At 64.4% G+C, this 23386-nt stretch carries 15 protein-coding genes; 7 read left to right on the top strand and 8 right to left on the bottom strand.

Going from position 1 to position 23386, the window contains the following annotated elements; all coding sequences use genetic code 11:
* Positions 1 to 7: 7 nt before the first annotated feature.
* Entirely contained in the window at positions 8 to 601 is a 594-nt protein-coding gene (locus tag SADO_RS16840) for a GNAT family N-acetyltransferase (protein WP_353113543.1), read from the bottom strand.
* 520 nt (positions 602 to 1121) lie between these two features.
* On the opposite strand from SADO_RS16840, the gene SADO_RS16835 reads away from it, so the two are divergent.
* Positions 1122 to 2006, top strand: coding sequence for a metallophosphoesterase (locus SADO_RS16835; protein ID WP_353113541.1), 885 nt, complete (start codon positions 1122 to 1124; stop codon positions 2004 to 2006).
* Between the two features lie 3 nt (positions 2007 to 2009).
* Here SADO_RS16835 and SADO_RS16830 read toward each other — a convergent pair whose 3' ends face one another.
* From SADO_RS16830 to SADO_RS16810, 5 genes are all read right to left on the bottom strand, one after another.
* The gene (locus SADO_RS16830; RefSeq protein WP_353113559.1) at positions 2010 to 3191 is read right to left on the bottom strand and encodes an MFS transporter; all 1182 of its coding nucleotides are present in this window, start codon (positions 3189 to 3191) and stop codon (positions 2010 to 2012) included.
* Positions 3192 to 3260: 69 nt separating this feature from the next.
* Positions 3261 to 4280 (bottom strand): bile acid:sodium symporter family protein, encoded by a 1020-nt coding sequence (locus SADO_RS16825; protein ID WP_353113539.1) that lies wholly within the window; start codon positions 4278 to 4280, stop codon positions 3261 to 3263.
* 146 nt (positions 4281 to 4426) lie between these two features.
* Entirely contained in the window at positions 4427 to 5494 is a 1068-nt protein-coding gene (locus tag SADO_RS16820; protein WP_353113537.1) for an NADH:flavin oxidoreductase/NADH oxidase, read from the bottom strand.
* Between the two features lie 895 nt (positions 5495 to 6389).
* Positions 6390 to 9542, bottom strand: coding sequence for an efflux RND transporter permease subunit (locus SADO_RS16815; protein ID WP_353113535.1), 3153 nt, complete (start codon positions 9540 to 9542; stop codon positions 6390 to 6392).
* Between the two features lie 3 nt (positions 9543 to 9545).
* On the bottom strand, positions 9546 to 10778 hold the full coding sequence (locus SADO_RS16810; protein WP_353113533.1) for an efflux RND transporter periplasmic adaptor subunit: 1233 nt from the start codon (positions 10776 to 10778) through the stop codon (positions 9546 to 9548).
* Between the two features lie 191 nt (positions 10779 to 10969).
* Between SADO_RS16810 and SADO_RS16805 the strand changes: the two genes are divergently transcribed.
* Positions 10970 to 12028, top strand: coding sequence for an alpha/beta fold hydrolase (locus SADO_RS16805; protein WP_353113531.1), 1059 nt, complete (start codon positions 10970 to 10972; stop codon positions 12026 to 12028).
* 68 nt (positions 12029 to 12096) lie between these two features.
* Positions 12097 to 13584, top strand: a complete 1488-nt coding sequence (locus SADO_RS16800) for an amidase (RefSeq protein ID WP_353113529.1) — start codon at positions 12097 to 12099, stop codon at positions 13582 to 13584.
* A 24-nt stretch (positions 13585 to 13608) separates the two neighbouring features.
* On the opposite strand, the gene SADO_RS16795 is transcribed toward SADO_RS16800, so the two are convergent.
* On the bottom strand, positions 13609 to 14292 hold the full coding sequence (locus SADO_RS16795) for an arylesterase (protein ID WP_434547925.1): 684 nt from the start codon (positions 14290 to 14292) through the stop codon (positions 13609 to 13611).
* On the opposite strand from SADO_RS16795, the gene SADO_RS16790 reads away from it, so the two are divergent.
* Together SADO_RS16790 and SADO_RS16785 are read left to right on the top strand one after the other, a co-directional pair.
* Positions 14286 to 14966 (top strand): ABC transporter ATP-binding protein, encoded by a 681-nt coding sequence (locus SADO_RS16790; protein WP_353113525.1) that lies wholly within the window; start codon positions 14286 to 14288, stop codon positions 14964 to 14966. The two genes, SADO_RS16795 and SADO_RS16790, sit on opposite strands and share 7 nt — an antisense overlap.
* Positions 14956 to 17475 carry an ABC transporter permease gene (locus tag SADO_RS16785; protein WP_353113523.1) on the top strand — a complete coding sequence of 840 codons (2520 nt, stop codon included), beginning with the start codon at positions 14956 to 14958 and terminating at the stop codon, positions 17473 to 17475. Before SADO_RS16790 ends, SADO_RS16785 begins: the two co-directional genes overlap by 11 nt.
* Before the next feature lie 64 nt (positions 17476 to 17539).
* On the opposite strand, the gene SADO_RS16780 is transcribed toward SADO_RS16785, so the two are convergent.
* Positions 17540 to 18037, bottom strand: coding sequence for an Hsp20/alpha crystallin family protein (locus tag SADO_RS16780; RefSeq protein ID WP_353113521.1), 498 nt, complete (start codon positions 18035 to 18037; stop codon positions 17540 to 17542).
* A 178-nt stretch (positions 18038 to 18215) separates the two neighbouring features.
* On the opposite strand from SADO_RS16780, the gene SADO_RS16775 reads away from it, so the two are divergent.
* Both SADO_RS16775 and SADO_RS16770 read left to right on the top strand, forming a co-directional pair.
* Positions 18216 to 19496, top strand: coding sequence for a PQQ-dependent sugar dehydrogenase (locus SADO_RS16775; RefSeq protein WP_353113519.1), 1281 nt, complete (start codon positions 18216 to 18218; stop codon positions 19494 to 19496).
* Between the two features lie 1422 nt (positions 19497 to 20918).
* Positions 20919 to 22976, top strand: coding sequence for a TonB-dependent receptor (locus SADO_RS16770; RefSeq protein ID WP_353113517.1), 2058 nt, complete (start codon positions 20919 to 20921; stop codon positions 22974 to 22976).
* Positions 22977 to 23386: the final 410 nt, after the last annotated feature.

Raw genomic sequence — 23386 nt, 5'->3', positions numbered from 1 at the left:
GCGCTGATCACGCCGTGCGCCCGAGCTGGAAGTCCAGGTTCTGGCGTACCGCCGGCCATTCCTGGTCGGTGATCGAGAACACCACCGTGTCGCGGTAGATGCCATCTGCGCTTTTCATGTGGTTACGCAGCACGCCGTCCTGCTTGGCGCCCAGCCGCGCGATCGCGGCACGCGAGGCGCGGTTGTGCCAGTGGGTGCGGAACTCGATTGCGATGGCACCGAAACTGTCGAAAGCGTGGGCCAGCATCAGCCGCTTGCATTCACTGTTGATCGCCGTGCGCTGAAAACGAGCGGCGTACCAGGTGTAGCCAACCTCGGCGCGCCTATTATTCGTATCGACATGGCAGAAACGGGTCGAGCCGATCACCGTATCGCTGGCCCGGTCACGCACCGCAAAGGCCAGCCCGCCCTGTTCGCGTTCGGCCAAGGCCGTATCGATATAAGCCGCTACGGCATCGGGCGCCGGTACGAAGGTATACCAGAGCTTCCAGAGCTCGCCGTCGGCCGCGGCGTTAGCCAGTGCATCGGCATGCCCCGCGTTCAGTGGTTCAAGTACGACACGGTCCCCGCTGAGTACGACTTCTTCGAATCCGTGCGACATGGCTCGTCTCATTGATGGCGATGAACCACCCTATGTTAAGCGAAACCAATAGAGAATTTTCTTATTATTATTTAGCGGCTTAGCTTATTAGGAGCTATCGGTAGCTGCCCTTTTTCGTAGCTCGACCAGACGCTGCGCTCGATGGGTGCACGCGTGAACGCAGAAGAGCGACCGGCGGCGGGGACCGAGGAAACCGCCAACGCCGCCGTGGCCGACTATCTCCGCGAGGACGGCCGGAGTCCCATCTGACCCCGTGTGGGATCAAGTTATACGGGCGAGCAAAGCATAGTCGACACACCGGCCTCTGGGCACACTACAAAGACAACGGCAATCTCGAGGACTGCCCGCTCTATCGGCAAGGCGAGCGCGTCGCATTTCCGAACTACGACTACGAATCTGGCCAGACGGTGGTGGAATACTGCAATAACCAACTCGAAGCCGAACCGGACTAAGCCCGACCCGGGCGTGTTGCCCCACCCCGCGCCTTGACGCTGAGGCATGCGGCCCGTAAAAACGCCGAATGCGATTCGGCGTCATCGGCGACATACACGGCTTCTGGGACGAGCGCGATACCGCGTTCTTCAACCAGGCCGACTACGACATGCTCCTGTTCGTGGGCGATTTCGCCCGCATCACGAGCGCAACGCCGGTCGCGCGCCGGCTGGCGGACCTGACCACGCCGGCCTGGGCCATTCCCGGCAATCACGACGGCGTGACCATTCCCCAGCTGCTGGCCGAGATCAAGAATCGGCCGCTCATGCGTCGCCTGGGCGCCTTCGGTATGACACGGCGCGTACGGACCATGGAACGCGCCATGGCGCCGGTGCGTCTCGGCGGCTATACCGCCGCTCCGCTGGATGACGATCTGGGCCTGATCGTGGCCCGGCCGCACGCCATGGGTCCGGACCGATTCTATTATCAGTCGTATCTGAAAAAGACGTTCGGCATCGGCGATTTCGATGCCAGCGCGCGAAAACTATGCGAACTGGTCGATCGCTCACCGCGCGATCTGATCCTGCTCGCCCACAACGGCCCGGCCGGCCTCGGCGACACCCCGAACGCGCCCTTCGGCTGCGATTTCGCCCCCGAACACGGCGATTTCGGCGACCCGGATCTGCGTGCGGCCATCGAGCACGCGCGTACCACCGGCCATCGGGTCCGCGCCGTGCTCGCCGGGCATATGCACCACCGCAGCAAGCACAGCGGCGAATGGCGTGAAACCGGCGCCGACGACGGCGAAACGCTCTATCTCAACTGCGCACGCGTACCGCGCATCGAGGCCGACGGCGCGCGGCGCCACCATATCTCGCTCGAGGTCACTGCCGAGGGCGTGCAAGCCGAGACGCTGTTCGTGGATAACGACGGCCAGATCGTCTCCCGCGATCCCGCCGGCGGGCGCGGCTGAGCATTAGCCTGACCGGCGTTCGTCGCGCGCCAGCCAGCGCAGCGGCAATGCCATGCCCAGCACGGCCAGACCGACGAGGCCGTAACTCCAGCCATAGCCGAAGGCGCGTCCCAACTCCAATCCCGCGGCCGGGCCCAGCGCGCCGCCGAGATCGCTCGACCATTGATAGATCGACAACGCCCGACCATGAAGATGGCGCGGTGCCACATCGCCAAGCAGCGTGATCATGGGAATGGTCAGCCCGCCGGACCCGGCGCCGATCACGAGCAGCGCCAGCGAGGCGCTCACCGCATCGCCGGCCAGACCAAGGCCCACGAAACCGATCGCCACCAGCGCCATCGACGGCAATAGCAACCGTGTGCGGCTGTCGCTGTGATCGAGATAACGCCCGCAGGCCAGCGCCGTACTCGCGCGGGCGCCCATCAACACCGCCATCAACAGGCCCGCGCTGCCCTGAGCGTTCATGCCGAACACATACAGTGCGCGTGTGTCGACCAGCACCGCCACCGTCGCCAGCAAGACGCCGGATACGGCAAAGAACAGGAGGGCGTTGGCCGCGAAGATGATGCGCAGGGTAGGCATCGCGAGCAGTTCTCGCCAGGCCTGGGTACGCGGCGTAGCCGAATCGGCCCGGGCCGCTCGGCCCGCAGGCTCACCCGCCTGATCCGGCAGCAGGAAGACGGCGGCTATCGCCGCCACAACGCTCAGCGCCGTGGCGGTCAGAAAAGCCGCGTTGTTGGAGACCTGATCCGCCACCAGCCCGCCGAGCACCAGACCGGCCGGCAGGCCGAGGCTGACCGCGGTACGCACCTTGGCCGTCATGCCTGCGCGGGTACGCGCCGGCGCGATCGCCATCACCGCGGCGAGCGCGCCGACCAACAGCAGCGACGACCCCACGCCCCAGATGATGCGCCCGGCCAGAAACCAGGCAGCGGGCTGTTCCGACACCAGCGCTATCGAGAACGCCAGCGTACCCAGCGCTTCGATCACCAGACCGATCGCCACGGGCCAGCGCGCGCCGAAGCGATCCAGCAGACTGCCAGTGATCGGATTGAAGCCGAGCCGTGTGATGCGATTGGCCGACAGGATCAGGCCGACCATGAACGCCGAAATGCCCAGGTCGATACCCACCACGGGCAGGATCGGAAACACCGCGCCACCGCCGACCCCGCCAAGAAAGGCGATCGCGGCAATGCCCCAGCTACGCCGGGTCAGGCTTTGATTATCCAGATTGGCAGCGATGACGACCGCCGATCAGGAACGCGACGGCGCGTTGGCCGGCGCGGCCGCATCGTCACGCTCCCAGGCCACCGCATAGCGACGCGCAATCAACGCACAGACGATCAACTGGATTTGGTGAAACACCATCAGCGGCAGCACCACGCTGCCCAGCGCACCGCCGGCAAACAGCACCTGGGCGATGGGAATGCCGCTGGCCAGGCTCTTCTTGGAGCCACAGAACACCAGCACGATTTCGTCGGCGCGATCGAAATAGCGCCGACCGATCGCGAAGGTCACACCGAGCACCAACGCGAGCAGCACGGTCGAAACCAGCACGACCACGAGCAACGCCGCCGGCGGCGTCTGTTGCCAGAGCCCTTCCACCACCGACGCGCTGAAGGCGCCATACACCACCAGCACGATGGAACCCTGGTCGACGAACTTCACCAGCTTCGGGTGGGCAGCGACCCATTCGCCGATCCAGCGCCGCGCAATCTGGCCGAGCACGAACGGCAGCAGGATATGAAGAAGGATATCGACCACCGCATTCAACGAACCGCCACCGCTGGCCGACTGGCTGCTGATCAGCAGGCCGGCAAGCAACGGCGTGATGAACACGCCCAGCAGGTTGGAGAGGCTGGCGCTACAAACCGCAGCCGGAATATTGCCGCGCGCCACCGAGGTGAACGCGATCGACGACTGCACGGTAGACGGCAGTACGCACAAAAACAGCAGGCCAGCGAACAGCTCCGGCGTGAGCCAGCCGATCAGCAGCGGCCGCGAGGCCAGCCCGATGAGAGGGAACAACACAAAGGTCGCCAGCAGCACACATATATGCAGCCGCCAGTTGGTGGCACCCGCATAGATCGACTCGCGCGACAGCTTCGCACCGTGCAGGAAGAACAGCAGCGCGATCGCCGCCGTGGTGACGTGGCCATAGACCATCGCCGCGGTACCCGATACCGGCAGCAGGCTGGCGAGGATGATGGCGCCGATGAGTGCCACGACGAATCGGTCGGGCAGAAACCGCTTGAGCCAGGCTAATCGCTTCATCGTGCAATTATAACCGCCCGAGGCTAGACGCCGCAGGGCCACGATGGCCTGTCTGCGGCTAAACACCGCAGGTGCGCACAGCCCATCCGCACACGGGCACACACCCCGCGGTGATACCCCGGGGCGTGCTCAAGCAGCACCTTGACCTACTTGGCCGCGCGCTCGTACTGCACCGGCCAGTCGCCCTGCTCGCCGTGCAACTCACGGGCCGCGCGCAGCGGGAAATAAGGGTCGCGCAGCAGTTCGCGGGCCAGCAGCACGCAGTCGGCCTGGCCGGAATGCACGATATGCTCGGCCTGCACAGGTTCGGTGATCATGCCGACTGCGCCGGTGGCGATGCCCACCTCGCGGCGAATACGCGCCGCGAATTCGGTCTGATAGCCGGGGCCGACCGGAATCTTCGCAGTCGGCGTGTTGCCGCCGCCCGAGCAGTCGACCACGTCCACGCCTTCGGCCTTGAGCCAGTGGGCGAACTGCACGGACTGATCGATATCCCAGCCGCCGTCTTCCCAGTCGGTCGACGAGATACGCACGAACAGCGGCTTGTTCGCAGGCCAGACCGCGCGCACGGCACGCACCACCTCGAGTGGAAAACGCACCCGGTTTTCGAGGCTGCCGCCGTAGTCGTCATCGCGCTGGTTCGACAGCGGCGACAGGAACTCGTGCATGAGATAGCCGTGGGCACAGTGCAACTCGATCATGTCCATATCGGCATCCAGCGCGCGCTGCGAGGCTGCCGCGAAAGCTTCGACAATCTCGGCGATCTCGTCGCTGTCCAGCGCATGCGGCGTCGGCGCGTTCTCGGAAAAGGCGATCGCACTCGGCGCGACCGTCTGCCAGGCGCCCTGCTCGGCGGTCAGCGCCTTGCCGCCACGCCACGGCGCATCACAGGAGGCCTTGCGCCCGGCATGGGCCAGCTGCACGCCCACGGCCGCGCCTTGGGCATGGATGAAGTCGGCATTGCGCTTGAACTCGGCGACGTGATCGTCGCTCCAGATGCCCAGATCGCCGGGAGTGATTCGCCCCGCGGGCGTGACCGCCGAGGCCTCCATCATCACCAGCCCCGCGCCGCCGACCGCGCGGCTGCCCAGATGCACGAAGTGCCAGTCGTTGGGGAAGCCGTCCCCGGCCGAGTACTGGCACATCGGCGATACGAAGATGCGATTGCGGAAGGTGACGTCGCCGATAGTCCAGGGCTGGAAAAGATCGCTCACTTGAAGCTCCTTGAGTGGTCCGGGTTCGGGGTACTCGGACTCAGTTGCGTGCAATATACATCGGCGTGGTGTTAGCTGTTTTTAAGCGTTTCGTTTCTTGACTGGTGCTGCGTCCAAGGAGGCTTGGTCTTTTAACGTGAAGATCCGGGTCGAATTCACCTTCCTCGTTGATTCGTAATTTGCAGTTCCAGCCTGCGAGCCTTCCGGTACTCACGAGTAAATCGCACCTTTTATTTCGCACTGCTGTGCGAGTCACTTATATTTGCTTGTCCAAATATAAGTAACCAACACAAAAGACACCCGGGTTACGCGCCGGCGCGAAACGCGCCGGTTCACTGCGATGCTCGGTCCGAAGGGGTGCGGCAAAAACTCGGGCGGCTTTGGCCGCCCTCAAACAGCTTGCCGCACCGGCGCAGTGCGCCGGACGCCCTTCGGCCCTGCGCTTCTCGTCGCTCCACACGGGGCCCAATACAGGCACGGCGAGCTCGGCGGCCGGCGTTGGAATCGCTACCGAGTAAGGGTTGGGAACTTCTCTACGTTCCTATCGGACTCGCCTGCGGCGTTGTCCGACCAAGATCGCTCGGCGATCTTGCTTGCGAAGCGTTAGCGAGCCGGCCTTCGTTTGTATTTGGGCCCCTTTGGCGTAGCGCCGAGCAGCGGAGACCGGCCGGGATGAAGCAGACGGCTGTTTGAGCCGCGCGCAGCGCGGTGAGTTCCGGCTGCGCCCGGCCGGGCGAGCAGCGCAGGGCATCGGCGCGTAGCGCCGACGCAAGGCAGGGTGTCTTTTTGTTTGCTTACTTTCTTTTGGACAAGCAAAAGAAAGTAAGTCGCGCAGCAGCGCGAAACCCCAAGTCGATCAAACCCTTGCTGTTGATCCAGAACTCTCGGCTGCAGATCAAGACTCTCTCGAACCCGACGAACGCAATCGCCGCTCCCGATAATCCATAACCAACGTCAACATCGCCGGCAAAAAAGTCACCGTCGTCGCCATCGTGAACAACAACCCGAACATCACGATCGCCCCAAGCCCGCGATAAAGCTCGGTGCCCGCACCGGGCAGAAACACGAGCGGCGCCAGGCCGAAGGTAGTGGTGATCGTGGTCATCAGAATCGGGCGAAGCCGAACCGTCACCGCATCCTGCACGGCATCGATCGCGGCCATGCCGGCAGCCACATTCGTTCGCGCTCGCTCGACGATGAGAATGGGGTTGTTGACCACGGTACCGACCAGAATCAGAAAACCGAGCATCGTGATCAGATCGAACGGCTGCGACAGCGCAGGCAGCCCGATAACCGGCAGCAGCGCACCCACACCGTTGAGCAGGGCCAAGCCCACCACGCCACCCGCGATGCCCAACGGCACGGTGGTGAGGATGAGCAGCGGATAGCCCCAGTGCGAGAAGATCGCCACCAACAGCAGATAGCAGACGCCGACCGCGACGACATAGTTGCCGGTCAGCGCGCGCCGCGTGACTTCGAGCTCGTCGCTCGCCCCGGAAATATCCAGCGCCAGAGAGGCGTCGATTTCACCCTGCTCGCGCAGATGATCGATCACGTCACGATTGACCCGCTCCACCCCGGCCTCCAGCGGCACGGCACGCGGCGGGATCACGCGAATAGTGACCGTACGCCGGCTGTCCAGACGGCGGATCACGTCGGTATCGACGGTGGGCACGACATCGGCCAATGCGATCACCGGCAGCACGCCCTCGGCGGTCGCGATCGGCAGGCGCGACACGGCATCGACGGTGTCGGGCTTGCCGGCCGCGTCGTAGAGATAGATATCGACCTTGTCGTCGGAAAAGAAATATTCGTCGACGTAGGCGCCATCGGTAAGCGCGGCGATGGTATAGCCGATATCGTCGGCGCCGAGGCCCAGTTCCGCGATACGCGGGTAATCCGGCTCGATCCGCAACAGCGGCTGGCCGAGCGTGAGCGTGGACGGCTGGGCTAACACCTGCGGACCGTCGAAGACCATGTTCGCACGCCGGTAGATCGCCTCCGCCGCGGCATAGATCGTGGCCAGATCGGCGCCCGAGATATCGATATTGATCGCGCGGGTGCCGCCGTCATTCGATGAAATGATCGAGCCCTTGGTCGAGAACGCACGCATGCCCGGATACGCCTCGAAGCTGTCGTTGAACGCCGCCATCAGGGCGCCAATCTCGCGATCGTTGACCGGCTCCGAGATCACGCGCAGCTGGTTCGTGGTCACGCTCATGATGAAATAGGCGATACGCGGCATGGCATTGTCGTCGGCCGCGATTTCGCCGTTGTCGTCTGGTACATAGCGCATGAAGCGTTCGCGCAGATCGTCGGCGATAGCGTTGAGTTCGGTGAGGTTGGTGCCGGCCGGCGGCAGCATCGAGGAGAACGTCTTGGCCTCCTCGCCGTCCGGCAGATATTCGGCCGGCGGCGTAAGCGCCCAGACGCCGACGCCCAGCGCACCCGCAATCGCGCCCATGACGATATAGCGGCGCGTTCGCACGGCAATGATCCAGGCACAAAGCGCCAGCACGCCACGCGAGAACGGGCTGTTGCTCGTCTCGGCGGCGCCGGAATCGCGCGGCAGGATACGCGCGGCCGCGGTCGGCACCACCATGATCGCGACCAGCATCGAGGTGAGAATCGCGGCGGAGATCGCGATCGAGATATCGGAAAAAAGCTGGCCGGCCTTCTGGGTAATGAACAGCACCGGCGCGAACACCATCACCGTCGTCAGCGTGGACGCCAGAACCGCCGGCCAGACCTCGCGCACGCCGTCCACTGCCGCCTGCCAGCGGCTCGCCCCCGCGCTACGCTGACGGGCGATGTTTTCGAGCACGACGATGCTGTTGTCCAGCGTCATGCCGATCGCGAACGCAATGCCCGCCAGCGAGATCACGTTGATCGTGCGCCCGAACACGGCCAGGCCAATGAACGCCGCGATCGCACAGATGGGCACGCCGACGATCGCGATCAGCGTGGCGTACACCGAACGCAGAAACAGGAACATCACAAGCGCGGCCAGAACGCCGCCGATTGCCAGGTTGCGGTAGACACTGGCGATCGATGCGCTCACATAGCGGACGTCGTCCGAGGTCAGGCGCATGCGCATGCCGGCCGGCGCGAGCACGGTGGCGTTGAGTTCGGGCAGCAGCGCGAGCATGTCGCGCTTGATATCGATGACGTTGGAGCCGGGCTGGCGGCGCACCTGCAGCGTGACCACGGGCTGGTCGTTGAAGAAGCCGAACTCGCGCACTTCGGCATGATCGAGCTGGATCTCGGCCACATCGCCCAGCCGCGTCACCGAATCCCCGCTGCGCGCGAGCACGACGTCCGCGAGGCCCGATACATCCTTGAAGCGCCCGACCGTGCGAATCAAATAACGGCGCTTGCCGGCATCCATGTCACCGCCGGAAACATCCTGATTGCGCGCACGTATCGCATCGCGCACGTCGGTCATCGCGATGCCACGCGCGGCCAGCTTCGACGGATCGACATGCACCTGGATCTGGCGTTCGGCGCCGCCACCGACTTCGACGTCCGCCACGCCGGCGACGCGCTCCATGCGCCGGCGCACCTCGTCGTCGACGAAATCGCGCATGAAGGCCATGTCGAGGCGGGCCGGATTGCCGGGCTCGGCAGCCACGTTGAGATACATGAACGAGTTCTGCGAGAACGATGCCGCCACCACTTCCGGCTCGTTGACGTCCTCGGGGTAGCTGGGCACCTGCATGAGCGCATTGGTTACGCGGATCAGCGCTTCGTTGACGTCGGTGGAGAACGGGAACTCCAGCTCGATCTCGGCTTCGCCGGTATTTGCCTGCGCGGTCATGCGCTGCAGGCCGATAATATTGGCGAGGTATTCCTCCTGCTCTATGAGGATCTCGTTCTCGACGTCCTGCGGCGTCGCACCTGGCCAGCTCGTGGTCACCGTGATCGTGCGCACCGCCAGATCCGGAATCATCTGCACGGGAATGCGCATCGCGGCGAGCACACCGAACAGACAGATCAGCAGCACGACGATGGTCATCAGCGTGCCGCGCTTGATCAGCGCTTCGAACATCGATCAGGTCCCGGGCGACGACAGGCGCAGAGCGCGCGAGCGATCATTCGAGGCCGACCCGGCCGCCGGGTCGAGTGACTCGGTCGAGACGTCCTGCGCGTTGCGCACACGGACCGGCTGATCGGCTTCGAGGCTTTCATTGCCCCGCACCACCACCCGATCACCGGCCGCGAGACCGTCGAGCACTTCGACGTTGTTGTTCGCGCTGCGCCCGAGCGTGACCTGACGCTTGATCGCGCGCAGCGTGCCGTCGTCGTCTTCACGCACGAGCCACATGCGCGTGCCGCCGCCGGGCACGCGCACCAGCGCATCCCGCGGCGCGACCAGCACCGGCTCGCGTGATTCAAGCGCCAGCAAGGCCTTGGCCGACATGCCCGGCGTCAGCTCGCCGGCGCTGTTGTCCACGAACACGCGCACGAGAAAACTGCGCGCGGCGGCATCGCTGGCGCCGACGACCACATCCACCGTCGCTTCGATCGGCTCGCGCCGCCCGGTCTCGGGCTGGACCTGCACCGCCATGCCGGGTTCGATCAGGCCGAAATACTGCTGCGGAGCCGACACATCCAGCCGCAATGTCTCGGTGGCAACCAGCGATACGGTCGGCGTGGTCTGGGCGACATATTCGCCGGGGTCGACAAGCCGCCGGCGCACCTGGCCGTCGAACGGCGCGATCACCGCGTGGCGCTGCAAGCGTTCGCGCTGGGCCGCGGCTTCGGCACGTAAGCGTTCAACCGCGGCGGCGTTGACGGCGACCTGCGATCGCCGGGCTTGTTGCTCGCTCTGGGACACCGCGCCGCGCGTGCTCAGCCGCTCGGCCTCACGCGCCAACCGGCGCGCCTCGGCCAGCTGTGCCTCGGCTTCCGTTACCGAGGCTTCAAGCGTGGTCAGCGTCAGCGCTTCCAGCGTGCGATCGAGTTCAATGAGCGTATCGCCGGCCTTTACGCGATCACCCGCATCCACCGAAACCGAGGCCACCAAACCCGCGACACGCGGCGTGAGTTCGGCATCGCGCGCCGAGGTCAGCGTGCCGTACAGAGGCACCGCCTGCTGCCAGCGGCGCTCGTCAACGCTGACCGTGTCGACGAGCGTCGGCTCGGCAGCGAGAACCGGCCCAGCCGCGAGCGCCACGACGCATCCAGCAACAAACCGGGCCACCCAGGCGCGCCAGGTGCCCAGACGTTTTTGTGTCCGCTGCTGCGCTACCGCGACGCCTAGCGCCTGTGTCGAATCGCTCACCCTGTCCCCTTTTTTCGACGGCCGCGACGGCCCGCCTGACTCGCGCCGAACGATCGTGCAGAGATCGTTTTGGCGTGCCCCAACCTACTCATATAGAACCGCATTGGAGGCATAAGGTTCCGGGGCCACTGGTCGCTGGCGAGCGCATCTGGGTATGCTGGCCGCCATCCGCTCCAACCGTCGAACCTGCCATGACGCGACTCATCAAGCTCTGGCCGCTGCTTCTGCTCGGTCTGTTTTCAAGTGCCGCGACCGCTGCGGATACGAACGCAAAAACCGACGAGGTCCGCGCGCTGGGGCCCAACCTCGAGCAATACGACTATCCCTGGCCGGTCTCGCGCTTCGCGATGGACAGCCCGAACGGCGAGGTGTCGATGGCCTATATGGACATCGCGCCCACCGACGATATCGTCGATCCGCCCGTCGCGGTGCTCATGCACGGCAAGAACTTCTGCGGCGCCTACTGGGAAGACACCGCGCGCGCATTGTCGGAGAACGGCTACCGCGTGATCGTGCCGGACCAGGTGGGCTTCTGTAAGTCCGACAAGCCGGCGGCCTACAGCTATACCTTCCATCATCTGGCCGCGAACACCAACGCGCTGCTCGATTCACTGGATATCGATCACGCCACCGTCATTGCCCATTCGATGGGCGGCATGCTCGGCATGCGCTACGCGCTGATGTTTCCGGAAACGATCGAACAGCTGGTGCTCGTCGACCCGATAGGTCTCGAGGACTGGAAAGCCAAGGGCGTGCCCTATCGCGGCATGAACGCCTGGTATGCCCGCGAGATGAAGAAGGACTACGCCGGCATCAAGGCCTACCAGCTCAAGAGCTATTACGACGGCGAATGGAACGAAGACTATGCCGAGTGGGCCAAGATGCTGGCCGGCATGTACATCGGTAGCGACGAAGACAAGGCCACGGTCGCCTGGGCGCAAGCCGCGACCTACGACATGGTCTACACCCAGCCGGTGTTCTACGAGTTCGAGCGCCTCGACGTGCCGACCACGCTGATGATCGGCACGCGCGACAAGACCGCGCTAGGCACCGATCTGGTCGACGACGAGCTGGCTGCAGAACTGGGCAACTATCCCAAGCTCGCCGAAGAAGCCGTCGCCCGCATGCCCAATGCGGATCTCGTCACCTTCGAGGGCATCGGCCACCTGCCCCCGATCGAGGCCCCCGAACGCTTCAAGAGCGCGCTATTCAAGACCCTAGACACGCCCTCGTCGGAAAGCGACGAGTAAGCGCTTTTCCTTCAAATTTCGGCGGCCCGGAAGAACAGGCCGCACGCCCTACGACAAGAGACCCGCGCATGCCCGAAATCCATGAGCTATCCGCCACCGAACTGGCCGCGGCCATCGCCCGCGGCGAGATCGGCAGCCGTGCCGCCCTCGACCATTTCCTGACCCGTATCGAAGCGATCGGCAAGCCGATCAATGCCGTCGTGGCGATGGATATCGAAAATGCCCGGGCGCGTGCGGATGCCGCCGACGCGGCGATCGCGGCCGGCGAGAACTGGGGCCCGCTGCACGGCGTGCCGATGACCGTGAAAGACACCTATGAAACCGCGGGCCTGCCCACCGTGGTCGGCGAGCCCAAGCTGAAGGACTATCGCAGCACGAATGACGCGGTCGCGACATCGCGTCTGCGTGCGGCCGGCGCGGTGATCTTCGGCAAGACCAACACGCCGCGCCTGGCGCAGGACGTCCAGACCTTCAATCCGATCTACGGCACCACCAACAACCCGTGGAACGACAAGCGCACGTCCGGTGGCTCCTCAGGTGGCGCCGCGGCGGGTCTGGCGGCCGGCTTCACGCCGCTGGAACTGGGTTCTGATCTCGCCGGCTCCATTCGTACGCCGGCGAGCTGGTGCGGCGTCTACGGCCACAAGACGTCCTACGGCCTGATCCCGATGAGGGGCCATATCCCCGGCCCACCCGGCACCCTCGGCGAGCCCGACCTGTGCGTATCCGGGCCGATGGCGCGCCATCCAGGCGATCTCGCACTCGCGCTGGATGTCCTCGCCGGGCCGGACGCGATCGACGCGAGCGTCTGGAAGACCCAGCTGCCGGCGCCGAAACCGACCACGCTTGCCGATTTCAAGGTCGCCGTCCTGTTCGACCACGCTTTTTGCCCGATTTCGAAAGCGATCAAGGCACGGTTGGAAGATGCCGTCGAAGCCGCGCGCCGCGCCGGTGCGAGCGTGACCAGGATCGACGACCTGCCCGGCGGTTTCGAAAAAAGCTACGAAACATACGACCGCCTACTCAACGGCCTGGTTGGCGCCTCGATTCCCGACAAGCTCTATACCAAGGCCAAACGCGGCGCGAAGTTCATGGGCCTGATGGGCAAGACCGACATGGGTACCACCGGCGGCTTCGCCGAACGCGCGACCGCCAGCCATCGCGACTGGGCGAAGGCCGACGAAGCCCGCCACAAGCTCCGCCAGCAATGGAATACGCTGTTCGCCGATTATGACGTGCTGCTGATGCCGAGCGTGTGCGTGCCCGCCATTCCGCATGACCACGAAGGCACCGTGCTGTCACGCAAGATCGACGTCGACGGCACGGCCCACGGCTATACCAACCTGTTCCGCTGGATCGCCCCGGCCACCGTCGCGGGCCTGCCCGCCACCAGCGCCCCGGTCGGCCTCACCGACGACGGCCTGCCGGTCGGCCTGCAGATCGTGGCCGACTACGGCCAGGACCTGACCACGATCGCCTTCGCCCAACACCTGGCCGCGGCCGGCGTAGAAGCGCCGGCTTGTCCTTATGCCAGCCGCGAAACGACCGCTGGCTAACCGAGTAAAAAGAGCCGGTCGCGCCTACGACGCGGCCGGCATTTCGAGATCGGCGCTCAGCAGCGGCGCGAGCGCTGGCCAGACTTCGTCCAGGATAGCCGGCTGCGCATCGGCATTCGGGTGCACGCCGTCATCCTGGAAGTTGGATCGGTCCCTGGCGATCGGATCGAGGAAGAACGGCACGAAGGCGACGTCGGTCTCCTTCGCCAGACTGACGAACGCCTGATGGAAATTGTCCGCGTAGCGCTTGCCGTAATTGGTCGGGATCCGCATGCCGAGCAAAAGCACCTTCGCGCCGGACGCGCGGCTAGCGTCGATCATGGCGCCGAGATTGGTTTTCATCTTCGCGATCGGCAACGCGCGCAGCCCGTCGTTGGCGCCCAGTTCCAGGATCACCACATCCGGATCGTGGCGCTCGAGCGCAGCATCAAGCCGGCCGCGCCCGCCGGCGCTGGTCTCACCCGACACACTGGCGTTGACCACTTTCACGTCCGCATCGTTCTCGGCCAGGCGCTCCTGCATAAGCGCGACCCAGCCGTCGCCGCGCGCCAGCCCGTAGCCGGCACTCAGGCTATCGCCGAAAACCAGTACGCTGCTCTGTGCGTATGCAAAGCTGCATGTCGCGAACAGCGTCGCCGCCGTCAGCGCGACGACCATCCGGCGCCACGGCGCCCTTACTCCATAGAACAAGACTCGGCTCAATGTCATCTCCTGCATTAGAAGCGGTCGATCTATCCAAGACGATCGCCAGCGGTGAGCGCTCGCTCACTATCCTGGACGGTATCGGATTGTCGCTGAACACGGGCGACAGCCTATCGATCGTAGGTACGTCCGGCTCCGGCAAATCGACGCTTCTGGCCCTGCTGGCCGGCCTCGATGTGCCCACGCGCGGCAGACTCAGCCTGCTTGGCCGCGATCTGACCACTCTCGACGAGGACGCCCGCGCTGCCTGGCGTACCGGCCAGGTCGGCTTCGTGTTCCAGTCGTTCCAGTTGCTGTCTGGATTGTCGGCGCTGGATAACGTAACCCTGCCCCTGGAGTTGGCCGGCACCGATCTAGCCGAGGCGCGCGAAACCGCGCAGGCTTTTTTGAGCCAAGTCGGCCTTGCCGATCGCGTGACTCATACGCCGCGACAGCTTTCCGGCGGTGAACAACAACGCGTGGCGCTGGCCCGAGCCTTTGCCTGCCGGCCGAAGATACTTTTTGCGGACGAGCCGACCGGTAATCTCGACGGCCAGACCGGCGCGGCCATCATCGACCAGCTGTTCGCGCTCAACGCCGAACAGGGCACGACGCTGGTACTGGTCACCCACGACGAAACCTTGGCCGCGCGTTGCGCACGCCGCTGCCGGCTGGCCGACGGACGCCTGCATGAAGACTGACCGCACCTCGGCGATGCGCCTGGCGTGGCGCCAGCTCGGGCGCAGCCGTCGCGACGGCGCCGGCTGGATCCTTTTGATCGCGCTGGTCGTGGCCGTGGCCGCCGTGGGCGCGGTCAGCCAGATGACCGATCGCGTGCGTTCGGCAATGGTGCGCCAGGGCGCGGCCACGCTGGCAGCCGATCTCAAGCTCGACCTGCGCGCGCCGCTCGACGACGAACGCGCGCGCCAACTCGACGCGGCCGGCGTACAGCACCACGCGGTGACCGTATTTCCGAGCGTGGTCAGCCGCGACGACGAAATCACGCTCGTATCGGTGAAGGCGGTCGAAGACAGCTATCCGATGCGCGGCACCGTGACACTACGCCGCGGCGCGCCCGGCAGCCCGACTGAAGTTGTAAGCGACGCACCCGATCCCGGCACAGCCTGGGTGGCGCAACGCATCCTCGATGCCCAGCAGCTCGAGGTCGGCGACGAGCTGGCGCTTGGCGATACGCGCCTGACGATCGCCGCCGTGCTGGCGGTAGAGCCCGATCGCGGCAACGGCTTCGCCAATATCGCGCCACGCGTGCTCATCCACCAGGCCGATGTGGCCGCGACCGGCCTGCTCGGGCCGGGCAGCCGGGCGTCTTATGCCGAGCTGATCGCCGGCACGCCAGACGCCGTTTCCGCGCTACGCGCAGAGCTGGAACCGGAGTTACAGGCCGGCGAGCGCCTGCAGACCCCGGCCGAGTCCAACCGCGCGCTCTCGCGTGCGCTGGAACGCGCCGATGTGTTTCTCGACCTCGCCGCGCTCGTGGCCGTCGTGCTGGCCGGCGTGGCGATTGCGCTCACGGCCCGCCAGCATGCGGAATCGCGGCTCGACGAGATCGCTCTGCTCAAGACGCTCGGTGCGGCCCGCGGGCTGATCGCGCGGCTGCTTGCTTGGCAGCTGGTATTCGTCGGCGTGATCGGTATCGGGCTGGGGCTGGCCGTGGCCGGGCTCGCCCAACTGGGCATCTCACGATTCATTGCCCGTGCCTTCGAGATCGAATTACCCGGCGCCTCGTGGCTCGCTCTGTGGCCGGCCGCAGCCACCGGCGCGATTCTTCTGGCTGGCTTCGCCTGGCCGGCGCTGTCCCAGGCGCGTGCCACGCCGCCGGCCCGCGTGCTGGCGCGCTCATTGGCGGAACACGGCAGCCGCACCCGCCTGATCTATGCCGCCGCCCTCGTGAACGTGATCGCTCTGGCAGCCGCCGCTACCCGCGATCTGACACTCACGGCCTGGGTGGTTGCCGCCACGGTGGGCGGAACTGCCCTGCTCTGGGGCGCAGCCTTGCTGCTGCTCGCCGGCGTCGAGCGTCTGCGCCAGCGCCTGGGTCACCGGACCGGACCAGGCCTGAGGCTCGGGCTCGCGGCCTTGTCGCGACGACGCAATGCCAGTGCGCTGCAGATTGTGGCCTTCGGCATCGGCTTGACCATGCTGTTCATGCTCGTGATCGTGCGCGGGGATTTGCTGGCCGGCTGGCAGGCCGATATCGCCGCCGACGCGCCAAACCGTTTTCTGATCAATATCACCCGCGAACAGCAGCCGCAGGTGGCGGACCGTCTCGAATCTGCGGGTCTCGACGCCGATTTCTACCCGCTGGTGCGCGGTCGCCTGACCGCGGTCGACGGCACCCACATCGAGGACAATGCCGAGTTGGCGGAACAGGCCGGCGAACTGACCCGGCGAGAGCTCAATCTGTCTTGGATTGACGATCTCAAGAACGACAACCGTATCGTCGCGGGGCAGTGGTTCGAGGAATCGAAACCGGACGAGCCGAAGATGTCGATCGACACGTCGGTCGCCGAGCGACTCGACGTGGGAGTCGGCGACAGCCTCACTTTCGATATCACCGGCACGCCGATCACGGCCACCGTCGAAAGCATCCGCGAGATCGACTGGTCCAGCCTGCAGGCGAACTTTTATGTGCTGTTCTCGCCCGGCGTGCTGGACGAGTTCGCGGCCACCTATATCACCAGCCTGTACGTGCCAGCCGATGCCCACGGCACTATCGCTACGCTGGTGCGCGAGTTCTCGAATATCAGCGTCATCGATATCGCGGCCATACTGGACCAGCTCACCACGCTGATCGATCGCCTGAGCGTGGCGATCGAACTGGTCTTCGGCTTCACACTGGCCGCCGGGCTGGTGGTGCTGCTGGCCGCCATGCAGGCCAGCCGCGCCGAACGCTTGCGCGAGGCCGCGCTGCTGCGCGCGCTCGGTGCGCGCTCACGCTGGCTGCGTCAGGCCACGGTCGCTGAATGCCTGTTGATCGGCCTGTGCGCGTCGTTGATGGCGGCGGTGATCGCGCAGACCACTTCGGTGGTGCTGGCGGTATGGGTGTTCGATCTCGACTACGCCTGGCGCCCGCATCTGTGGCTCATCGCCATCGGCGTCGCTACCGCGGTTATCGCCGTTTCGGGACTGTTGTCGCTGCGCGATGTGCTGCGCCAACCGGCCTGGGCGAGCCTGCGCGCAGCGGATTGAGGGCGTACAAGAAAACGGGGCCCGTGGGCCCCGCTTGTTTTCACTACGCTGATACTCGACAGGGTCAGGCCGACACGGCTTCGTCCTGAGTCTCGACCGCCGGTGCCGCATTCTCGCCGGTACGCACGGTGATACGACGCGGTTCGCTGCGAGCCTTCTTGTTGATGGTCAAGCGCAGCACGCCGTGCTCCGCGCGGGCTTCAATGTTGTCCTCGTCAGCCGTTTCCGGCAGAGAGAAGCGACGTACGAAGGCACCGAATCGACGCTCGCGATAACGGGCTTGGCCACTCTCGTCGGTCTGCTCTTCGCTACGCTCGCCCTTGAGCGTGAGCACGCCTTTGTCGAGAGTCACTTCAATGCCCTGCGGATCCACCCCGGGCACTTCGGCCTCAATGTGATAAGCATCGCCGGTCTCGCGGATATCCACATTCGGCGTCCATGCCCCGCCGGAGAGCGCCGGGAAGGCGTTGCTGTCCTGTACGAACATGCGATTGATCTCGTCGTTGAACTGAGCGAGCAGGCTGCTCGGCTGGAAACGGCTCTGGTAACGCTGAATAGCCATGATCTGTTCTCCTGTTTTTTGCCCCGAATCAACGGGCTGCGTTGCTACGACAAGAAAGATAGGGTTCGCCACCAACGATTCAATAGTTGCTTGATCGTTTTTTCGTATGCTTTTGCCCGCCCCTGTCGGTAACTGCTATAACCGGCACAGGCACTCAAGAAAAACGATGGGAAAACCGATGCAAAAGCTCTCGCTCCACGCGCTTTGCGCCACGACCCTCGCGGCCACCGGGCTGTTCGCAGGCGGTAGCGCCAGCGCGGCAGAAGGCTGCGACACCGCCGGGCTCGATCTACCCGACGGCTTTTGCGCCACTGCATTCGCCAGCGACGCCGGCGCGCCACGTCATCTGGCAGTCGCGGACAACGGCACGGTCTATGTGAACCTCGCCGACGATGTCGACGGGGCCGGCCTAATGGCGCTGCGCGATACCGATAATGATGGCGCCGCCGACGAGCACAAGACCTTCGGTGAAGGCGGCGGCACGGGTCTGGCGATCCACGACGGCTGGCTTTATGCCGCGACCGTCACCGATATCTATCGCTACAAGCTGGACGACAACCTCGTGCCGGCGGGCGACCCCGAACACATAGTCACCGGCCTGCCACAGCAGACATCGCACGCTGCACGCGGACTGGCGATCAGCGACGACGGCATGCTGTTCGTTAACAACGGCGCGCCGTCGAATGCCTGCCAGGAAAGCGACCGCTCGCCAGGCTCCAAGGGCCAGGATCCCTGCCCGCTGCTGGATAACCACGGTGGCATCTGGCAGTTCTCGGCAACCGAAACCGGCCAGCAATTCGAGCCGAAAACCGAATATGCGACTGGTCTGCGCAACATGTTTGCGCTCGACTGGTACGACGGCCAGCTTTACGGCGTCCAGCACGGTCGTGACCAGTTGCACTCCAACTGGCCAGATGCGTTCACGCAGGAACAGAGCGCCCATCTGCCTGCGGAGGAACTGTTCGCCATCGACGAGGGTGATCACCTTGGCTGGCCGTTCTGCTACTACGACCCGAAAATGGACAAGAAGGTGCTCGGCCCGGAATACGACGGCGACGGCAAGAAAGTCGGCCGTTGCGGCGACTACGAGCAGCCCTTGGCCGCATACCCAGCCCACTGGGCACCGATGGACGTGCTTTTCTACGAAGGCGACGGCTTCGGCAGCAAGTACAGTGGCGGCGCCTTTATCGCCTTCCATGGCTCTTGGAATCGTGCGCCCAGCCCGCAGGCCGGCTATCGCGTGATCTACCAGCCGTTCGAGAACGGCAAGGCGAGCAGCGATTACGAAGACTTCGCCGGCGCCCAGGGTTTCCAGGGCAGCAAGGAGATCAAGTCACCGGGCAGTGCCGAGCACCGCCCCGCCGGTCTCGCCCAGGGCGGCGACGGCGCGCTGTATATCAGTGATGACGCTGGCGGCACGATTTTCCGTGTGACCCACGAAGGTGGCAGCAACGGCTGATCGCCGATCGTTCTGATTCGTCGCTCGACGACGAACGGTAGAAGCAGGAAAGCCGGCACATATCGTGTCGGCTTTTTTATGGTCCTCATATCGGGCTGAGCCAACGCGGCTAACGCCGAATTCGTATTTCTCTCGAATGCGCGAAACCCCTGGCCAACCACGCCTAGTCGTGGACTCAAGACTCGGCAGGTCGGACTACCAGTCTTTCGGTACTCACGAGCTAGTCGAACCTCTTGTTTCGCACTGCTGTGCGACTCCCTTTCTTTTGCTTGCCCAAAAGGAAGTAAGCAAACAAAAAGACACCCGGGCACAGCGCCGGCTACGTCGGTGCACTCCGATGCTCGCGACGAAGGGATGCGGCCAGAACTCGGATCGCTTTTGGCGATCCTCAAACAGCTGGCCGCACCGGCGCAGTGCGCCGGACACCCTTCGCCGCTGCCCGTCTCCGTCGCCGTGCGAGGGGGTTAACACAGAAAGTAAAACCGCACCCCAAGCCCTAGCGACGACCGAGCCGAAGTTACCGCAAGTGCCCGTGTTCCTGCTGGATTACGGCTTCGGCTAATCCTACCTAAGAAGGTCACAACTACGAGCGAGCGAAAGCGAGCTTGCCTGTATTGGGCCCCTTGGGCGTAGCGCCGAGCAGTGGAGGCCGAAAGCGGATAAAGACAGCCGGATGTTTGAGCGAAGCGAGTTTCCGGCTGGCCCGCTTTCGGCCGGAGCCGCGCAGGGCACCGATGCAAAGCATCGGCGCAAGACAGGGTGTCCTTTGTTTTGGTGCCTTTTATTTGGACAAGCAAATAAAAGACACTCGCACTGCAGTGCGAAACCCCAAGCGACGCTCACCCAAGCTAGTTGATTAAATAACCGTCGGCTTAGAACCGCCGGCCTTGCGTCCCACCCCTGAGCCAACTCTCGGCCGCACCATATTTTTATAGAAGTTAATCGACAACCTAACGACAATAACCGCCATTGATAGTTATTTTATAACGTAATATATTAACCCCTAGTCCACACGCTCGTGTGGCACCGGGGTCTATTGGGGCATGGGGAACAAGACGTTACGCACCGCCATCTTGGTGGCCGTACTGCTGTGCGGTCAGGCGCTGGCGCTCGCCCATGCGTTTGATCACCCCGTCACCGCGGCGCACGCCGACCATGCGTGCCTAACCTGTGGGCACGGCCATTTCGGCAGTCCACCACCCAGCGAGGCCGCCACGACGCGGGTCTTGCCCGGCGCCAACGATCTTCTCGTTTCGCCGCTGCCGACTCGCCGGTATGCAGCGCAGCGCGTTTCGCATCCGCCACGCGCCCCTCCCCGCCTTCTCGTCTGACATCGATCCAAATCTTCGTGCCCCGCGGCGATCGACGCTGCGCCTTACGGATTCGCGTGGCGAGTCCGTGCTTCAGACGAGAACACCTTCCATGGCTTATTCACGCTATTCAAAATTCATCGGGCCAGCAGCGGGCGCCTGCCTGCTCGGCCTCGGCCCATCCGCGCTGGCCCAGAACCAGTCCGACGGCAACGCAGACAATGACAAGGCAGCCGAGGCCGGTGTGCTCGCCCCGATTTCGGTCGAGGCTTTGGCCTTCGACGACCAGGACCCGAGCCAGGCGATTGAACCCGCCACGGTCGTCGCCGGCCCCGAACTGGTTCGCAAACGCGGTCAGACGCTGGGCGCTACGCTTGCCGATACGCCTGGCATCAGCTCGGCCGACTTCGGCCAGGGCGTGGGCCGGCCGGTAATCCGCGGCCAAGCCGGCGCGCGCGTTCGCGTTCAGGAAAACGGCATGGCCTCCGCGGATGTATCCACGCTGAGCCAAGATCACGCGGTAAGCATCGATCCGTATTCGGCGCGCCAGGTCGAAGTGCTCAAGGGGCCATCCACGCTGCTCTACGGCTCCGGCGCGATCGGCGGCGTAGTCAACGTCGTCACCGACCGTATCCCGAGAACCGCACCGGACGGCATTATCGGCGAACTCGATCTTGTGCGTAGCGGCAGTACTCGCGGCGAGCGCCTGCAACGGCTGGACGTGACGGGCGGCATCGGCGATTTCGCGCTCAACGTTCAAGGCATGAAACGCCTGACCGACGATTACCAGACCAACGACGGCCGCCTCATCGACAACAGTGCAACCGATACCGACACCTACAGCCTGGGCTCGTCGTACTCCGGCGACTGGGGCTATGTCGGCGGCGCAGTCAGTCACTTCGGGCGCGAATACGGCATTCCCGGCGAAGAGGCGACGATCCGCCTGACCCAGGACCGCTACGACCTCAAGGGCGAGGTCTATGACGTCGCCCCCGGCATCACCCGGATCGAGTTCTCCGGTGCACACACCGACTATCTGCATACCGAGGGCGAAGAAACGCCGGAAGCGTTCTTCGACAATCAGGAGACCGAATTCCGTATCGCCGCCGAACACGCACCGATTGCCGGCGCCACCGGCATCTTCGGCGTGCAGGGTTTCGATCGCGAATTCGAGGCCTATGGCGAGGAAGAGTCGTTCGTACCCGCGACCGATACCCGCTCGATCGCCGCATTTCTGGTCGAACAGCGTCCGATCGGCGAGAACTGGACCATCCAGGGCGGCCTGCGTGTCGAATACCAGGAACAGGACACCAGCCAGGGCCGGCGTGATAGCGACCACACGCCCATCAGTGTGTCGCTCGGTGCCAAGCGCGAGATCGGCAACCATTACGTACTCACGGCAACGGCGGGCCACTTCCAACGCGCGCCGGCTACCGAAGAGCTCTACAGCTTCGGCCCGCACGAGGCCACGCTCACTTACGAACGCGGCAACGGCAACTTCGACGAAGAGGCTTCGAACAGCTTCGATATCGGCTTGCGCCGCATCAACGATCGACTGCGCTTCGATACCAGCCTGTTCTATACCCGCTACAACGACTATATCTATCAGCGCTCGGTCGATGCCGGTCTGAATGCCGATGGCACGGGCGTCGGCGGCTCGGACGGCGTGGCGGACCGTGTAGATGAAGACGGCACCTTCGCCCCCAACGGCGAGTTCCTGCTCGTCGACTACGCAGCCGACGATGCGGTGTTCTACGGCGGCGAAGCTCAGATCGGCTACGACCTGATCGAGGGCGCACACCGCCTGACGGCCCGCGTGCTGGGCGATTACGTACGCGCCGAACTGGACGACGACAGCAATCTGCCGCGTATCACCCCCGGGCGTTATGGCATGGGCCTCGACTACCACAGCGACACTTGGCTAGCCACCGTCGAGGCGATTCGTTCGAGTCGCCAGGATGACGAAGGCCCGCTGGAAGACGAAACCGCCGGGTTTACCGACCTGACCGCCTTCATCGGCTATCGGCTGACCGGACTGGACGCAACCGAAACGCTGGTCTATCTCCGCGGCGATAACCTGCTCGACGAGGAGATCGTACGCAGCACGTCGTTCCTGCGTGTGCCGCAGCCAGGGCGCAGCGTCACGGCCGGTATCAACGTGAAGTTCTAGGGACTTTCGAAACGACGCATTTGTCCGAATAACGCCCTGGGAAACCGGGCCGTTATTACATCGGCATATGAAACATTGTGATCGCCTGGCTTTGGGTTCGGCGAAATGCTCGCTGCGTTCAAGTCGCGGAGTACTTCGGTCCGATCTGAAAATTCACGCGACGACGACCAACGATGCGTCAAATTGCCTAGTGCGGGAAGTCTATCGACCGACACCTACGAATTTGAATCGACTACGTAGGCAGGCGTCGCTAGGTGTTTCGCACTGCTGTGCGAGTGTCTTTTATTTGCTTGTCCAAATAAAAGTCACCAAAACAAAAGACACCCCGGCTTGCGCCGATGCTCCGCATCGGTGCCCTGTGCTGCTCGACAGGACGAGCGCAGCCGGAACTCGCTTCGCTCAAACATCCG

Origin of the sequence: Salinisphaera dokdonensis CL-ES53 (assembly GCF_040361215.1) — a bacterium.
Classification (GTDB): Bacteria; Pseudomonadota; Gammaproteobacteria; order Nevskiales; family Salinisphaeraceae; genus Salinisphaera; species Salinisphaera dokdonensis.
Note: the sequence above shows the minus strand (reverse complement) of the source record. Positions and strands in the feature narration are given on the sequence as shown.

Excerpts from the sequence above, each read along its gene's own strand:
- SADO_RS16840 (WP_353113543.1), bottom strand. The coding sequence starts at position 601 with ATGTCGCACGGATTCGAAGAAGTCGTACTCAGCGGGGACCGTGTCGTA.
- SADO_RS16835 (WP_353113541.1), top strand. The coding sequence starts at position 1,122 with ATGCGATTCGGCGTCATCGGCGACATACACGGCTTCTGGGACGAGCGC.
- SADO_RS16825 (WP_353113539.1), bottom strand. The coding sequence starts at position 4,280 with ATGAAGCGATTAGCCTGGCTCAAGCGGTTTCTGCCCGACCGATTCGTC.
- SADO_RS16815 (WP_353113535.1), bottom strand. The coding sequence starts at position 9,542 with ATGTTCGAAGCGCTGATCAAGCGCGGCACGCTGATGACCATCGTCGTG.
- SADO_RS16805 (WP_353113531.1), top strand. The coding sequence starts at position 10,970 with ATGACGCGACTCATCAAGCTCTGGCCGCTGCTTCTGCTCGGTCTGTTT.
- SADO_RS16800 (WP_353113529.1), top strand. The coding sequence starts at position 12,097 with ATGCCCGAAATCCATGAGCTATCCGCCACCGAACTGGCCGCGGCCATC.
- SADO_RS16790 (WP_353113525.1), top strand. The coding sequence starts at position 14,286 with ATGTCATCTCCTGCATTAGAAGCGGTCGATCTATCCAAGACGATCGCC.
- SADO_RS16795 (WP_434547925.1), bottom strand. The coding sequence starts at position 14,292 with ATGACATTGAGCCGAGTCTTGTTCTATGGAGTAAGGGCGCCGTGGCGC.
- SADO_RS16785 (WP_353113523.1), top strand. The coding sequence starts at position 14,956 with ATGAAGACTGACCGCACCTCGGCGATGCGCCTGGCGTGGCGCCAGCTC.
- SADO_RS16780 (WP_353113521.1), bottom strand. The coding sequence starts at position 18,037 with ATGGCTATTCAGCGTTACCAGAGCCGTTTCCAGCCGAGCAGCCTGCTC.
- SADO_RS16775 (WP_353113519.1), top strand. The coding sequence starts at position 18,216 with ATGCAAAAGCTCTCGCTCCACGCGCTTTGCGCCACGACCCTCGCGGCC.
- SADO_RS16770 (WP_353113517.1), top strand. The coding sequence starts at position 20,919 with ATGGCTTATTCACGCTATTCAAAATTCATCGGGCCAGCAGCGGGCGCC.